Raw genomic sequence first — 15,349 nt, forward strand, 5'->3', positions numbered from 1 at the left:
GTTTATATACGTAACTTTCTTAACTATTGGTACCATAGTTTTATTAATTAAAACATATTTCCAGGGTTATACCGTAAGGAGGGTTAGGATGAATTCCGATACTGAATTTAAAAAAGGGATTCTATATGCGTTAGGTGCTTATGTATTATGGGGTATCTTGCCAATTTATTGGAAATTAATTGGTGGCGTTAGTGCATTTGAAATCTTAGCTTGCCGCATTGTATTATCTATGATCTTTATGATACTAATGATCGTAGTTTTAAAGAAATCACAAACGTTCAAACGTGATTTAAAACATTTATTCTCACATCCAATTGAACTAATCGTCATTATTATTGCTGGTTATGTGATCACAATCAACTGGGGAACGTTCATCTGGGCTGTGTCAAATGGACACGTACTTCAATCTAGTTTAGGTTATTATATTAACCCATTAGTAAGTATATTATTGGCGTTCATTTTCCTAAAAGAGAGATTCAATAAATTTGAAACGCTAGCAATCATCTTTGCGACAATCGGAGTTCTGTATATGACGATTCGCGTTGGAGAATTCCCAGTCATCTCATTAATGTTAGCATTCTCATTCGGTATTTATGGCTTGTTGAAGAAGATTGTTAAAATTGAAGCCATTAGCAGTATTGCAATTGAATGTATCGTTACAGCGCCAGCCGGATTAATATATATGATTTATTTATGGAATAGTGGAACATCATCAGTAGGTTTGAATATGGACACATTCTGGTTAATGTTCTCAGGTGCAGTAACTGCCATTCCATTAATCTTATTCTCAGCGGGTGCCAAACGTATTCCGTTATCTCTAACAGGATTCATACAATACGTTGGTCCAACAATCATGTTCTTCTTAGGTATCTTCGCCTTTAAAGAACATTTTGATGCACAACAATTAGTTACGTTCGCACTCATTTGGTTCGGTATCGTATTGTACAGTATTTCTCAATACGTAAAAATGAAACGTAACCCTAGACCTGAATAAATTACAATAAGGCTTGGGAATAAAAAATATATTGGTGCTATTTTACAAATTCGCAGTAGCTGAATGGACTGAGAAGTCACTTAAATTAAACTTTTCTCAGTTCTAGTCATCCTTGCGGGGGTTGAACAACGAATTCAATATGAATTCTGTTCAACTCCCTTTTTTATTGGAATAAAAGTTAATAATCTTCAAAACTTAGTTATGTATAAGTGAGATTAATTAAACTGTTTGATTCATTCAATTGCCTCTTCTATTGGATAAATATTTCCATCTTTATCTTTATACATGCCCATTTCATTCAATTTATCATCTTCAGATTCAATGTTTGTTAAGTAAAAATGGTGATCTTTCTTAAGTTGTCTATATTTAATTAAAAACATTAAACATAAGACACTGTTGAAAATTAAAATTAACTTTTTCACTTTACTAACCCCTTTAAATTGTACTACATATAAAAAAATATATTTATAAAAACATTAAAAGCAATTACATGCATTGCAATATAATAAATAACGATTTATATATATTTTAGTTACTATTAAATATTACATTTATATTGTAAAGTATATTACCGTTCGAAAGTAGATGTATTTATAAATAATTAAAAAAATAATAAAAAAAAACACTGTAATATTATAGGAATTTGATTTTAGCTGAAAGAAGGGGTTTAATTGCAAACTATTAAACATGATGGATCAATACTACATATCTATTTTGAGAATCCTATTAATAAGATTGAAAAGCTCTACATAAAAAACGAATTTAATTCAATAGATGTGGAAGACACTAATGGGGATTTACATTTATCATTGGATGAGGTTGATTTAAAAAAATATTTTTCAAGAAGACATATTGATAATATTAAAATAAACAACACTGCAGCGTGTATAAAAGGTCAGTTTGCGATACTGAATTTCACATTAGAAACTGTGCAACTATCAATAAAAACGAGGCTGACTGACAGAGAAACATTCGTAAATATCAATCATGAAGAAATTGGAAAGACGAAAAATGCATCTACTTATAATTTTTCGATAGAAATCTATAAAGATTTGATAGAATTCATGAAGTATGAATACAAAAATGAGGATATTATAGATATTTACTTAAGTATTAAAGTACTAGAATCATCGGAGAATTTAAGAATAAAAATCGGAAATCCTAGAATAATGGCGGAAAAGCTATTAAAAGGTGAAATTATTACTGAGTTTAACGGTAATATAGTGTCACTTACACCTTATTTCACGATGAAAGGTTGTAATTTATCTTTTAGAATTAATACGTATGACATCGATAGTTACTTAACATATGTGGATGAGTTAAAAAGATCAAAATGTCCCAACTTCTTAAAAAAGGAAAATCAAAAAGTGTGGGTAATTGGTGAAAAATCATATAAAGCTCAACTAGGTATTGAAAGTAATAAAAAAATCATTTTATACACACCGACATTTAGAGATGATGAAATTAATAAAGCCAAAAAACACATCATCAATCTAAAACTTGACTTACAAAGATTGAAGGAAAGTATTGGGGATGAATATATTCTCATTTTACGCCCACATATTATTATTAGTAACGCGTTAAATTTAAGTGAATCACTAAATGATTTTGTCGTCGATGGTACCAAATATCCTGAAATCAGTGATCTATACTTAATTACAGATATATGCATCACAGACTATTCGTCAGTCATGTTTGATTTTGCAAATACAAAGAAACCATTATTATTCTTCACCTATGATTTAGAATTTTATAAGAACAGATTACGTGGCTTTTATTTTAATTTTGAAAAAGAAGCACTAGGTCCACAAATTAAAACAAATGATGGCTTAATCGAAGCAATAAAAAATATTGATGACATACAAGAAGAATATAGAGAGAAATATAAAGCCTTTTACAATCGTTTCTGTACCTTTGAAAAGGGCATAGCGTCTAAAACGATAGTAGAAAAATTCTTTAAATAAGACTGCTAAATATATTTTGACTCCTTTGCTAGAAATAGTTATAGGGGGAGTGGGACAGAATTCTTTTTAAATTCGTCGTCCCACCCCCCGCAAGGATGACTAAAACTGGAAAAAGCTTGATTTAAGCACCTTTTCAGTTTAGTCAGCTACTGCGAATTTGCAAAATAGCATCATCCTATTATTTATGTCCCAGGCTCATGTTATGTTTGTTAGTATAAGAGATAAAAGAGAGGTTGCTTATGCTAAAATCATTCGATTTGGAAATTATTAAACGTGCCGTGAAAATCTTTGTAGTTGCTACCATTTGTTTAATCATTACTACGATATTCTGTTATTTTGTTCATCCATCTTTCAATGACTTGAAAAATATGGGAAATGCGAGTGAAAAAATTGGCAACACTAAAGGACTTGAAAAAGTTTGGAAGTATATCGTTAATAATGGTTTCCGAGTTCCACTACAAATGTTTATCTTAGCCTTACTACCTATACCTTATCTTTATTTGATTAATCTAGTGGTTACCATTATTATGCCCGGAATTCTATTAGGCTTTCTTCTGAGCTTTGATTTACATAAAGGGTTGATAGGGAGTATAGCATTTATCCCACATTATACATTTGAAATCATGGGCTTTTGTATTTTAACAAGTGCGTTGTATATGCTAAACAAAGCCATCACACGTCGGTTTACCAATCTCTTTAGGAAAAGTAAAAAAGAAAACTACGCGATAAAAGTTAACTTAATCAATGTAATCAAATCCTATGTATTGATCGCATTACCATTAATCATTATTGCAGCTTTTCTAGAAACCTATGTATCAAACTTTTTATTTAATCTTATGAGTTGATCCTCATACATAAAGCTAAATGAAGCTCACGCTTTCAGTATAATTTAAAATATAATGTTAAGTTCATTAAACTTAATTGAATAGTAGTTGAGATTTTTACTTAGTGTAGAAATCTCTTTTTCTTTTGAATTTCGGTTTGTATATATAAAATTTGGTGAAAACTTGATAAAATTAGTCCGAAAATTGATAAAATGGGATTATCAGACGATATGCTATATAGGTGATGAGATGGGACAATTATTAAAAATTGAAAATATAAAATATTCAATAGACAAACTAAATGAATCAGTGCAAAAATGGGAAACATCTAAAGATGGAAAGTTTTTACTAAGATATCCAACAGTTTACATAATAAATGATAAAAAAGAGAAAAATGATTTTGAAGTTTATGTTGGTGAGACTGGAGATATTAAAAGTAGGACAAGACAGCATCTTAATGCGGATACAAAAGTCAAAGCATTTTGGGAAGAATTTTCAGAATCAGATAATTCTTCAATGTATGTCATTGGTCATGAATTATTTAATAAGTCATTAACGCTAGATATTGAAAATAGACTCATGCAATATTTGCTCAGTGTAGATAATATTTCAATGGTGCATAACAGTAGGACTAATCAACAAAATGAATATTATACTTCTGAAAAATTAGATGAAATTTTCTCAAATATTTGGCAATCACTACATAAAAAGAATGGGGCTTTATTCCCAATTGAAAGTATAATAAAAGATTCTGCTATATTTAAAGCTTCTCCATTTCACAAATTAACTCAAGAACAAATAAATGCAAAAGAGGAGATATTAAATAAAATTAAAGCAGCAATTTTATCAAATGAAGAGAGTCAATTGATAATTGTTGAAGGTGAAGCAGGGTCAGGTAAAACTGTACTAATGAGTACATTATTATACGAACTAGGTAAGTATAACTTAGATTTAAATCAGAATTTAGATATAAATCTTTTAGTAAATCACAATGAACATGTAACTATTTATGATCAAATAGCTAAAAAACTAGGGATTTCTAGTAAATTTAATAAAATAGTACGAAAACCAACTAGCTTTATCAATAGCCATAATCCAGAGAATAAAGTAGATGTAGTAATAGTTGATGAAGCACATTTGCTACTAACGCAAGGACAGCAGAGTTATCAAGGAAAAAATCATTTAGATGATTTATTACAAAGAGCTAAAGTCGTAGTTATTGTATTAGATTTAAAGCAAGTATTAACAACTGGACAAATATGGGAAGAAGAACAGTTAGAAAAATACTATAATCAATCGGAAAATATAAATAATCGAGTTATATTAAGAAATCAAATGCGTATCAATAGTGATGAAACTACTTTCAATTGGATAAGAAATTTAATTGATAATCAAACTATAAACAAACTTCCAAAAGACAGTAAAGGCTATGAAATTAAAGTATTTGATTCACCTAATGAGTTAGAGGTTGCGATAAAAAATAAAGCTCAAAATACAGATAGTGGTATATCAAGAATGCTTGCTACATTTGATTGGAAATATAATAGTAAACCGCCTAAAGATGAAGATTATTGGAGAGTAAAAGTTGATAATTGGTCAATGCCTTGGAACTATCAAATAAAACCTAAAAGAAAAGTTAAAGATTTACCTTGGGTTGAGCAGGAACAGACAATAGATGAAATAGGTTCAACTTTCTCTATTCAAGGATTGGATTTGAATTATGCAGGAGTTATTATTGGTCCTTCAGTTAAATATAGGGATGGACAAATTGTATTTGACAAATCTTGCAGTGCTAATAAGAAAGTAACTCAAAGAAGAACATTGCAAGACGGTTCGAAAGAATATTATTCAGATATGCTTTTGAGAAATGAATTAAACGTTCTATTAACTCGAGGGGTAAATGGACTATATATTTATGCTGTAGACGACCAATTGAGAGAGGCACTTAAAAAAGCTTCACGAGGTGAGAATGATGAATGAAATACATGAAGTATTAAAAGAAATAAATCAATTTAGAGATGAACGTAATTGGAGACAATTTCATAATGAAAAGGATTTATCTTTATCTATCAGTTTAGAAGCTGCTGAATTATTAGAATTATTTCAATGGAAAACACCAGAAGAAGTAGTAGAAAATAAACAAGGAAGACTAGCTGAGGAATTAGCAGATGTATTGATTTATAGTTATATGTTAGCAGACAACTTAGATTTTGATATTAATGACATTATTCGAAAAAAACTAGTGAAAAATGCTGAGAAATATCCTGTTGAAAAAAGTAAAAATAATAATAGTAAATACGATGAGTTATAAAAAGAGTTAATAATCAATATTGAAATTAATCCCCTTGTAAGATAAAAGTCGATAAACTTTTATCTTACAAGGGGATTTTATTACGTATGATTAGAAGCTCATTCCACAATTGAATAATTTATATAATGAACACTGAAGTTTAAGTATATTACTATTATCAAATCTGGAATATAAAATTATATTAAAATGATCAAGCACAAGGAGAATGTTAAGGAGGTGTGAGGATGATTGAAAGACATAAGAAGTTAATCAAATTATTTTTAAGCAATCCTTATACATATTTAAGCGCTAATGAAATTGTTGAGTATCTAAATGTGTCCAATAGAACAGTTAGAAACGATATAAAAATTTTGAATGACAAATTTGAAAATACAATAATCAAGAGTGCTAAATCTAAGGGATATGTATTAAACAATCAAGAATACGATATTAAATATATTCAGGCTATGCTAAATCCTATTATAGAAAAAGATAGTAAGGCTATTATTAATTTAGCTTACAAACTTCTAATGAATGATAAAGAGTTTACCTTTTAGCAGAACATATTTAAGAATCGTTAAAAAAGTGTATTTAAATAACCCATTAGCAGGCAATATTAAAAAGCTTTATCCTTTTATTTTTAATATTTTATTTGAAGTTATTGAAAGTCTTTCTGAAGAGTCAGGTATCATGATTCTAGAGACACAACAGTCCTCGGATACTACGTATAGAATTTATGATTATGATAGAAAAGATAAAGATGGAAATACGCGTGACCTACATTTAGAACAAAGTAAAGATGTTATTGATATTTCGAATCAAGACCCTAACACAGAACCTATTGAGAAACATAGAAACGGTCAGAAATTTACTCAATTTGTATCTAATGAATTCTTTACTGTGGAAAAATGGGATATACAAGGTGTTTTAGATTATGAGAAACCACATGACTATTGCTTAATAACAGTAATAGAAGGTAATGGTAAAATTAATATTGATGGTGAAAATTTTGAAATAGAAAAAGGTAAACATTTTATTTTGACAACTGAAGATAATGAAATTAAATTTGAAGGTGAGTTAAGTATTATAGTGAGTTATTCTAGTGTAGAATAATTGTATTAAATTGTTGTGAGTGTGATTATTTGCACTTTACCATTTCTTTACTCACTCCAAATAATCCATAAATATTCCTCTTGTAAGATGGTGGTGTATACACTTTTATCTTACAGGGGGATTTTTTATGGATAAGAAGCAGTTAGGGAATAAGCGTGAGTCGTTTTCAATTCGTAAATACTCTATCGGAGCGGCATCTATATTAGTTGGGAGTTTATTATTTTTAGGTGGGGGCCAAGCGTCTGCTACCGAAAGTAATGAGACTAACACTTCTGAAAAGGTATCAATGGAACAAGCGCAATCAACTGAAGATCAACCGAGTCATGAAGCCTCAACGCAACGTGTTGAACAACCACAAAACAAGACGATAGCTACACAAGAGACAAAGACTAACGAGGATTCTTCTACTGAGGAAACGCAGTCAAACGAATCGGATACTGAGTCAAACGAAGTTATACATAATGATACTCAAAGTAATGAAGCATCAGAACATTCTAAAGAAGAACAAAAAACACAACAAAATAAAGCATCTGATGATGTAATGAAACAAGAAAAAATTTCGACTGAACAACCTACACAGGAAAAGACACAACCCATCTCTAAACAAGAAGTAATGACACAAGAGACATCAACTACTGAAGTTCAATCTAAAAAAGAACAATCACAAACTGAAGTACAGCCTCAACATGAAACTAAAGAAACATCTTCACAAAGCAACACGCAAAAAGCAACTACACAAGAAACTAAAAATTCAACCCAATCAACTACTGAAAACAAACAATCAGAAAAAAGTAATACGACACAACAAACTGACCAAAAAGCAAATTCTGAGGTATCTCAATCCAACGTAACGTCATCTGAAGAAGTTTCAAATATTAATGCGACACGTACTAACGCTCAACCTTTTTCAAAAGAAGAAATGAATAAAGTAACTGCTGCAGAAGAGAGTGATGTAGCAGTTTCGGACTTACCTCAAACACAAATGAAGCACATGTCTCCAAAACAAAAACAAGTGCTCTTTAATGCGTTACAACGTGATGCGAACATGCAAGACCGACAACCAAAAGCGATTCTATCTACAACGCCTGAATGGACGTCAGCACAACGTACAAAGAATGCATCTCGAACTGGTCAAGATCAGTTAAATATTACGCATAAAGGTCGTTATACAAGTGGCGCGGATTTCGGGAATGGTGGCACAGAAATTGTGAAGTACAATCCGAAGAATGGCTATGCGTATTCGGTAAATGGCGATAAAGAAGCATTGGATATTATTGATGTGAAACATCCTGGAAAAGATGGCGCAATTAATTTAGTGAAGCGTATTTATCTACAAGATAATGGAATTGAAGCGGGTGATTTAACAAGTGTAACGGTACATCCGAGTGGAGACTATGTAGCCGTGTCTGCGCCAGCAGTGGATAAGACGAATCCAGGACATGTTGTATTCTATGGTTCAAATGGTGATTACATCAATAATGTGACGGTAGGCAGTCTTCCTGATATGGTCACTTTTTCTAAAGATGGTAAATATTTATTAGTAGCTAATGAAGGGGAACCGAGCGACGATTACACTGTTAACCCACCAGGATCTGTGTCAGTCATTGATGTGACAGGTGGCCCAGCTAATGTGACTGACAATAATGTGCGTACAGCAATGTTCACGAAAGAACATCAAGAAGGTATTCGTGCGTTAGGTCATAATTCGGAAGATGCTTACTTGAATATTGAACCAGAATATATTGCGGTAGATAGTCAAAGTAAATATGCCTATGTAACATTACAGGAAGTCAGTGCCATTGCAAAGGTTGATATCGCAAAAGGACAAATCGTTCAAGTGAAAGGGTTACCTTACAAAGATCATTCACTAGCACAAAATGCAATGGATGCATCAGATGAAGATGGTAAATCTGAGTTGCGCCGTGTGCCAGTATTAGGACTGTTACAACCAGATGGCATCGATACGTATGACTACAATGGCGAAACCTATTTATTGATTGCGAATGAAGGCGATTCTCAAGATTATGAGGGTTATTCTGAAGAAAAACGTGTGAAGAAATTGAAAGATGATATTCAATTGGATGCACGTTATTATCAAGGTTACACGCAAGCAGAACTAGATGATATGGTGGAGAATGGCTTGTTTGATGACGAACAATTGGGTCGTTTGAAAGTTACAACATCGCATGCGTTTAAAGATGCAAATGGTAAATACAATGCGCTTGTATCTTATGGTGGTCGTTCATTCTCTATTTTAAGAGCTTCTGATTTAGAAATGATTTATGACAGTGGCAGCGATATTGAGCAACGCGTTTTAGACGTGTTACCTGAACGCTTTAATGCTAATTATGAATCAGCCGATGACATTAAAGTAGATGACCGAAGTGATGATAAAGGTCCAGAAGCTGAAAATGTGGTCGTTGGTAAAGTAGGTAGTCATTCATATGCCTTTGTCGGTTTAGAACGTGTTGGTGGTATTATGATTTATGATATTACAAATCCTAATGAACCGTATTTTGTGAAATATTTATACGACCCAGATAATAAAGATATTTCACCTGAGGGCATTACTTTTGAAAGTGCTGAAGGGAGTCCTAACGGCAAACCAATGTTGATCGCGTCATTCGAATTGTCTGGCACAACATCTGCTTGGGAATTAGAAGATTTAACAGGTGGTCAGAATGAGGACGACGGTCAATCTAATGATAACCCGGGAAATACTAATGGGGAGTCTAATAATGACGATACAACTCCTAATCCACCTTCTGAAAATGATGGTTCAAATACAGATTATGATGTAGATAATGGAGAACAACCTGATAACGGTGACGATACTTCAAATAATGATGAAGACAACCATACTTCTGATGACACTATTGGAAATGATGAAGGCTTAGAACCACTTTATGAAATCGACGGAGACATTTTTGAAGATGGTAGCGACGAGGTTATCTCAGATCAAGAAGATAACAATGATACAAAAGCACAGTCACATGAAGATGTAGAGAGTAAAGATGCTTCACACAATATGAATCATGGTGCCCATGTAAATCATCAAGAAGAAAGCCATGATAAGCAAACAATAAATTCTAACACTCATAACTTGAGTGTGGTAAGCACAAAATCTTTAAGTCATCACGTAGGGGCAACTAACCATGGAAGTGTAGTATCTGAGAATGCAAACCATTCAAATACTTCGACTGATAACGTAAAAAAAGAACTGCCAAAATCAGGTCAAACTGAAACAAACACAACGCTATGGTCAGTGTTACTTGGCGGTTTAGGCTTAGCATTTATTAGAAAACGCAAAGCTTCGAAATCTGAGAAATAATATATAAATTAAGAGCACGCTAATCTGAAATCTAGTGTGCTCTTATCATTATTATTTAGAAGTTCTGTTAAATAATAAATGGTTATTAAAGTATTCGCTAGCATCTATAGTTGTTTCAATTTTGCCATTTTCCTTAAGCCATAATTGTAAGTCATCATAAAATTCTGGGCTCATAGATAAATCATTAGTAAAACATTTGGTAGTTGCAATGATTGTGTCTTTATTTAATTGATTACTTATATCCGTTTGAATAAATGTAGCATAAACATCGACTACCTCTTCGAGATGAGTATTAATGTATTGAATTGCTTTTTTTATGACTTTAAGGAATTTATTGATTTTTTCTTTATCCGCTTTTAATTTATTAGGACTTGTAATAAAAATTAATTGGCAAAAGTCTGGCACGTTATAATCTTTTAATGCAAAATAATCTACATTTAAGCCTTTACTTTTTGCTTCAAGAATCTCAAAGTTTTCAAATATAAGTGTGGCAGCATCTGCTTTATCATTTAATAGTGCGTCAGTATGATAAAAACTATTATTAACTGGTGTTATATCTCCTTCTTTGTATGTTACACTATCAGCTTCAATCATTGTTTTAGCAATAGCAATACCTCCTAGGCCAGGGGCTCCAGGATATTGAAGACGTTTACCAACTAAATCTTTAGGTGTCTTTATTCCTTTATCTTTGTTATACATAACACCGCCATTAGTGTGTAGATATCTAGCGAAACCTATTGGTCAACTGATAAGTGGAATTATATTTACCGTTGGGACATTGATAACATTAAAGTACATTCACTCAAAGAACCCAGACATTTTAAAAGAAATTAAATTAAAAGGGTATAGTAATAAGCGAGATTTAATCATAGCATTGGCACTACCATTTTTAATTACATTTATCGTATTAGTAATAGGTATTAGTACAGGTCTAATGCAAAATGTGAGCGTAAGTACGGATATACATATTTGGGTAATGTTTTTATTTAATTGTCTTTTCGCAGTATTATATGAGGCTTTTCCAGAAGAAGTGTTGATTCGTGGATTGATATTAAATGAGTTACGAAAAAAGTTTAAATTTATTCCATCATTATTTATCCAACCGGTATTATTTGCGATTATTGGCGGTTCAGTACATATTATTTCAAACTTAATACATTTAGGTAATCCAGAACTATTGTCAGTTGTAGGTTTAATGATTCAGTTTTTTATATTTGGCATCACGTTACAACTATATAGAGAATTTGCAGGTTCCTTATGGGCGAATATGCTGTTTCATTTAGTTTGTCTAGAAACGACTAGATTTATCTTTATGAGTTCAAGCCAATCTATCATTAAATTTCATGAAACACAACAAGGCGTTTTTGGCACATTAGGATTATTGATTGGATTATACATAGGAAGTGCGATTATTTTAGCTATTCTACTTTGGTTCAGAAAAAGAAAGTACCAAAAACTAAATCAACAATAAGGAGGTACCAAATCAACGATGCGTCGTTCATTACTTACATATATTATTTTAGTGTTCGTTTTAACCTATAGTATTGAAGGTCTTGTTTATTTAATCGGCGGACTTCAAGCTTTCTCAATAATTGCGAGTTTAACGATGTTGTTTCCTGCTATTACGGCAATCATTGTATGGGCAATTTATTATCGTGACAAAAAATTTTGGAAGTTCTTCGGACTTAGATTAGGTAAAATTAAAAATTGGTTTATACATCCATTGATGATGCTATTGGCTTTGATAATTATATACTTAGTTTCTTATATGTTGAATCCCAATCAATTTCTAAATAGCACAGAACAACAAGATAGAATGAAAGATATTTTTATTTTCCTACCAGATGTACCACTATTTATCAACTTATTGATTCCAATAATACTTAATCTATCAATAGGTATACTATTTAGTATGATTGCTTATCTAGGTGAAGAGTTAGGTTGGCGAGCTTTCATGTACCCTAAATTGACCAATATTGGAGTAACAAAAGGATTAATTTTAGGCGGCTTTATATGGGGATTATGGCATCTCCCTCTTATCTTAATGGGACATAATTATCCTAATCATCCAATTCTAGGAAATATAATGATGATATTAGTGTGTATTCCGTTTGGCATTATTCTATTTTATTCATATATCAAATCTGGAAATATCTTTGTCCCAGCGATAATGCACGGAATTTTAAATCAATTTTCAAGTACTGTAACTACTTTCTCTATAAAAGAATCACAATTCAATCCATTACTTTATGGTTCAACTGGACTTGTTGGAATAGTGATTTTTAGTTTAATTGCTTTATTTTTAATTAAAACTATCAAGAAATCAAACCATATTTATAATTTTTAATTTTAGACTGACCCTCTATTCCGGAAGGTCTTAAATTACAAAATTAATTGCATATCGCAAAATTTCTACAAAAATAACGTATTTGTTCACAATTTTCGCTAGAATAAACAAGATTTTAACCATATGATGGCAACGTAAAGGAGCGGATCAATTTGAAAACCAAGAGTGTAGGAGAACGTATTAGAAACTTAAGGAAGTCTAAAAAGATGTCTCAAGAGAGGTTGGCAGAAAAATTAAATGTTTCTCGACATTCTATTTCAAATTGGGAAAGGGATGTCAGTTCTCCAGACATACATTCATTATTGGAGATGACAGAACTTTTTGGCGTTTCTTTAAATCATTTGGTTAAAGGAGATGAACTTATAGTGAATAAATATGTTTATGCAGCGTTAGCATTTTTCTTAGGTGGCTTGGGGGCACATAGATTTTATAGAAAACAATATGGTAAAGCACTATTATATATATTATTTTGTTGGACAGGTATTCCTGGTGTAATTGGAATAATAGAGGGAGTTATAGCATTTATAAAAACTGCAGATGCCCAAGGTAATATTTAAGACATAATATGGGGTAGGGAGTGGGACAGAATTTAACTTGAATTCAGTTTCATTCCCTTGTTTTATACATAGCAAAAGCACTTATAGCATTGGGGGAACTATAAGTGCTTTAACGGCCATATTGACGTTTTGGGAAAATACAATTATTGGCTTTTAATAAAATGTATAGTAAGGATACATTTTATCGGCATGGGATCATTAGTGATTCATAAATGTACTCTATAATTTAAGGAAGTGTGAGTAATTCAATCTAAATTGAAAAGAAAAGAGCATGTAATTCAACACGTAAGAAATTACTAATGCAATGATTACCCCAAAACAAATACATCAATTATGTATCTACTTTTAATAAATACCCAGTCAAATTAAAATAAAATTCTTTTTACAAACAAAAGAATAAAAATATTAACTTTATTTAAATCAAAAGTAATCTACTTTAAATTGTGCTACGCTAATAATGAATAAAAAGTCATTCCAATTAACAAATAATAATATTAAATGCGAAATTCGTATATATTCTTTTGCATAGTATTAATTTTGCTTTTTACATAAAAAATAATAAATTCCGTGGAATATAATTTGTTTTTTTAGTAAAATAGTCACCAAACGAGGATGAAAGATAACTTTAAACGTCTAAAACAGTTAACTTATATTCTCATTTTTTTATTATCTACAAGGGGATGGAAAAATTTTATGGATTTACTAATTGGTACTTTATTCTTAATTTTAGTTCTTATTATTTTTACATTATTTACGTATAAAGCGCCTAACGGAATGCGTGCGATGGGAGCACTGGCAAATGCGGCTATTGCGACATTCTTAGTCGAAGCATTCAACAAGTATGTTGGTGGAGAAGTATTCGGAATCAAATTTCTGGAAGAGTTAGGGGATGCTGCGGGAGGTCTTGGCGGTGTTGCTGCAGCTGGATTAACTGCGCTTGCGATTGGTGTATCTCCAGTCTATGCACTAGTTATTGGTGCTGCCTGTGGTGGTATGGATCTCTTACCAGGTTTCTTCGCAGGTTACCTTATCGGTTACGTTATGAAGTATACAGAGAAATATGTTCCAGATGGCGTTGATTTGATTGGTTCAGTAGTTCTACTTGCGCCACTTGCAAGATTGATTGCAGCAGGTTTAACGCCAGTCGTTAATAATACACTTTTAAAAATTGGTGACATTATTCAAAGTAGTACAGATACGAATCCAATATTTATGGGTATCGTTCTTGGCGGTATTATTACAGTTGTTGGTACTGCGCCATTAAGTTCAATGGCATTAACAGCTTTATTAGGACTAACAGGTATACCTATGGCAATCGGGGCAATGGCAGCATTTAGTTCGGCATTTATAAACGGTACATTATTCCATCGTTTAAAATTAGGTGATCGCAAGTCAACGATTTCAGTAAGCATAGAACCTTTGTCACAAGCAGATATAGTGTCAGCTAACCCAATTCCAATTTACATAACGAATTTCTTTGGTGGAGCAGCTGCAGGTTTAATAATCGCATTATCTGGCATGATCAATGATGCGACAGGTACAGCAACACCGATTGCTGGATTCCTTGTAATGTTTGGTTTTAACAATCCAATGACAGTCGTTATTTATGGCGTTGTCATGGCTATCGTTGGTGGACTTGCAGGTTGGATTGGTTCACTCGTATTTAAGAAATATCCAATTGTTACTAAACAAGATATGATTGATCGAGGTGCTAAAGACGCATAGTATTAAAAATAAACCTTCTTTGTATTGTCATTACAAAGAAGGTTTTTGGTATATAAATCCCTAAAAGAAAGTATTTACTAAATAAGTTTAATAATACTGTTTTATGTGTAATAATAAAATCGTAAAAATCATAGTAATCACTTTCATTATAGCGCTAAAAATTGTAAATATATCAAAAAACATGTTATTGTAAACATTTTGTCA

13 protein-coding genes and 3 pseudogenes are annotated in these 15,349 nt (G+C 31.7%); 13 read left to right on the forward strand and 3 right to left on the reverse strand.

Annotated features, from left to right (window positions below; translation table 11 throughout):
* The first annotated feature begins 88 nt into the window (after nt 1-88).
* Complete coding sequence (gene rarD, locus HMPREF2737_RS04385; protein ID WP_037550810.1) at nt 89-994, forward strand: EamA family transporter RarD; 906 nt, start codon at nt 89-91, stop codon at nt 992-994.
* A 233-nt stretch (nt 995-1,227) separates the two neighbouring features.
* Here rarD and HMPREF2737_RS04390 read toward each other — a convergent pair whose 3' ends face one another.
* Nucleotides 1,228-1,416: a hypothetical protein gene (locus HMPREF2737_RS04390; RefSeq protein WP_037550807.1), complete on the reverse strand. Its 189-nt coding sequence runs from the start codon at nt 1,414-1,416 to the stop codon at nt 1,228-1,230.
* 429 nt (nt 1,417-1,845) lie between these two features.
* On the opposite strand from HMPREF2737_RS04390, the gene HMPREF2737_RS04395 reads away from it, so the two are divergent.
* From HMPREF2737_RS04395 to HMPREF2737_RS04425, 8 genes and pseudogenes are all read left to right on the forward strand, one after another.
* Nucleotides 1,846-2,958, forward strand: coding sequence for a CDP-glycerol glycerophosphotransferase family protein (locus HMPREF2737_RS04395; protein ID WP_371090180.1), 1,113 nt, complete (start codon nt 1,846-1,848; stop codon nt 2,956-2,958).
* 239 nt (nt 2,959-3,197) lie between these two features.
* Complete coding sequence (locus tag HMPREF2737_RS04400) at nt 3,198-3,803, forward strand: stage II sporulation protein M (RefSeq protein WP_037550803.1); 606 nt, start codon at nt 3,198-3,200, stop codon at nt 3,801-3,803.
* Nucleotides 3,804-4,031: 228 nt separating this feature from the next.
* On the forward strand, nt 4,032-5,762 hold the full coding sequence (locus HMPREF2737_RS04405; RefSeq protein WP_037550801.1) for a DUF2075 domain-containing protein: 1,731 nt from the start codon (nt 4,032-4,034) through the stop codon (nt 5,760-5,762).
* Complete coding sequence (locus HMPREF2737_RS04410; protein WP_037550799.1) at nt 5,755-6,093, forward strand: nucleotide pyrophosphohydrolase; 339 nt, start codon at nt 5,755-5,757, stop codon at nt 6,091-6,093. Before HMPREF2737_RS04405 ends, HMPREF2737_RS04410 begins: the two co-directional genes overlap by 8 nt.
* A 224-nt stretch (nt 6,094-6,317) precedes the next feature.
* Entirely contained in the window at nt 6,318-6,629 is a 312-nt protein-coding gene (locus tag HMPREF2737_RS04415; protein WP_037550797.1) for a helix-turn-helix domain-containing protein, read from the forward strand.
* A pseudogene (locus HMPREF2737_RS11980) lies at nt 6,607-6,708 on the forward strand (hypothetical protein); the annotation flags it as partial. The gene HMPREF2737_RS04415 and the pseudogene HMPREF2737_RS11980, both read left to right, overlap by 23 nt.
* A 45-nt stretch (nt 6,709-6,753) precedes the next feature.
* Nucleotides 6,754-7,185, forward strand: a pseudogene (locus HMPREF2737_RS04420) (class I mannose-6-phosphate isomerase); the annotation flags it as partial.
* A 127-nt stretch (nt 7,186-7,312) separates the two neighbouring features.
* A complete protein-coding gene (locus tag HMPREF2737_RS04425) occupies nt 7,313-10,516 on the forward strand; it encodes a choice-of-anchor I family protein (protein ID WP_037550796.1) in 3,204 nt (1,067 codons plus the stop codon).
* Between the two features lie 51 nt (nt 10,517-10,567).
* On the opposite strand, the pseudogene HMPREF2737_RS04430 reads toward HMPREF2737_RS04425, so the two are convergent.
* Nucleotides 10,568-11,254, reverse strand: a pseudogene (locus HMPREF2737_RS04430) (ABC transporter substrate-binding protein); the annotation flags it as partial.
* 40 nt (nt 11,255-11,294) lie between these two features.
* Between HMPREF2737_RS04430 and HMPREF2737_RS11230 the strand changes: the two are divergent.
* The 3 genes from HMPREF2737_RS11230 (at nt 11,295) to HMPREF2737_RS11235 (ending at nt 13,420) form a co-directional block, all read left to right on the forward strand.
* Nucleotides 11,295-11,987, forward strand: coding sequence for a CPBP family intramembrane glutamic endopeptidase (locus HMPREF2737_RS11230; protein WP_141745576.1), 693 nt, complete (start codon nt 11,295-11,297; stop codon nt 11,985-11,987).
* Between the two features lie 18 nt (nt 11,988-12,005).
* On the forward strand, nt 12,006-12,863 hold the full coding sequence (locus HMPREF2737_RS04440; protein ID WP_037550794.1) for a CPBP family intramembrane glutamic endopeptidase: 858 nt from the start codon (nt 12,006-12,008) through the stop codon (nt 12,861-12,863).
* Between the two features lie 152 nt (nt 12,864-13,015).
* A complete protein-coding gene (locus HMPREF2737_RS11235) occupies nt 13,016-13,420 on the forward strand; it encodes an NINE protein (protein ID WP_080287549.1) in 405 nt (134 codons plus the stop codon).
* Nucleotides 13,421-14,067: 647 nt separating this feature from the next.
* On the opposite strand, the gene HMPREF2737_RS11985 is transcribed toward HMPREF2737_RS11235, so the two are convergent.
* Complete coding sequence (locus HMPREF2737_RS11985; RefSeq protein ID WP_370591667.1) at nt 14,068-14,205, reverse strand: hypothetical protein; 138 nt, start codon at nt 14,203-14,205, stop codon at nt 14,068-14,070.
* On the opposite strand from HMPREF2737_RS11985, the gene HMPREF2737_RS04450 reads away from it, so the two are divergent.
* On the forward strand, nt 14,159-15,145 hold the full coding sequence (locus HMPREF2737_RS04450) for a PTS sugar transporter subunit IIC (RefSeq protein ID WP_240558777.1): 987 nt from the start codon (nt 14,159-14,161) through the stop codon (nt 15,143-15,145). The two genes, HMPREF2737_RS11985 and HMPREF2737_RS04450, sit on opposite strands and share 47 nt — an antisense overlap.
* Nucleotides 15,146-15,349: the final 204 nt, after the last annotated feature.

It is taken from the genome of Staphylococcus sp. HMSC069D12 (genome assembly GCF_001810405.1).
Lineage (GTDB): Bacteria > Bacillota > Bacilli > Staphylococcales > Staphylococcaceae > Staphylococcus > Staphylococcus haemolyticus.

Coding starts and splice junctions, on each gene's coding strand:
- rarD (WP_037550810.1), top strand. CDS start 89: ATGAATTCCGATACTGAATTTAAAAAAGGGATTCTATATGCGTTAGGT.
- HMPREF2737_RS04400 (WP_037550803.1), top strand. CDS start 3,198: ATGCTAAAATCATTCGATTTGGAAATTATTAAACGTGCCGTGAAAATC.
- HMPREF2737_RS04425 (WP_037550796.1), top strand. CDS start 7,313: ATGGATAAGAAGCAGTTAGGGAATAAGCGTGAGTCGTTTTCAATTCGT.
- HMPREF2737_RS04415 (WP_037550797.1), top strand. CDS start 6,318: ATGATTGAAAGACATAAGAAGTTAATCAAATTATTTTTAAGCAATCCT.
- HMPREF2737_RS04440 (WP_037550794.1), top strand. CDS start 12,006: ATGCGTCGTTCATTACTTACATATATTATTTTAGTGTTCGTTTTAACC.
- HMPREF2737_RS04405 (WP_037550801.1), top strand. CDS start 4,032: ATGGGACAATTATTAAAAATTGAAAATATAAAATATTCAATAGACAAA.
- HMPREF2737_RS04410 (WP_037550799.1), top strand. CDS start 5,755: ATGAATGAAATACATGAAGTATTAAAAGAAATAAATCAATTTAGAGAT.